Below are 277 nucleotides of genomic sequence, written 5' to 3' on the forward strand. Positions count from 1 at the left end.
GCGTTGAGTCTCGTGCGCGACAATCTCACCGAAGCAGAAGCAGGCACTGCGCCGCCTGCGGACCAGGGCGAGCAGATCAAACAGATCACGCGCGAACTGGACACGATGGTGGTCGAAGCGGAGAAATCGCAGGACTATTCGGCCGATGCGGTGCACGACATCAAACTGCTTGCGCATCAATGCAAGCAGATGCTGACGGCGGCGGCGTTGATTCGCAAGGACGCGAGCGTGATCCGCCTGCCCGATGAATGACGCGACCGGGCTTGAACTAGCGTAG

Annotated in this window: 1 protein-coding gene; it reads left to right on the forward strand. The window is 60.6% G+C overall.

Annotation, left to right across the window (positions count from 1 at the left end):
* Positions 1-252, forward strand: a 252-nt coding sequence (locus tag R0J92_RS22705; RefSeq protein ID WP_411053326.1) for a hypothetical protein, incomplete at its 5' end; no start/stop codon positions are given.
* Positions 253-277: the final 25 nt, after the last annotated feature.

This window comes from Tritonibacter sp. SIMBA_163 (assembly GCF_046535935.1).
In the GTDB taxonomy this organism is placed as follows: Bacteria; Pseudomonadota; Alphaproteobacteria; order Rhodobacterales; family Rhodobacteraceae; genus Epibacterium; species Epibacterium scottomollicae.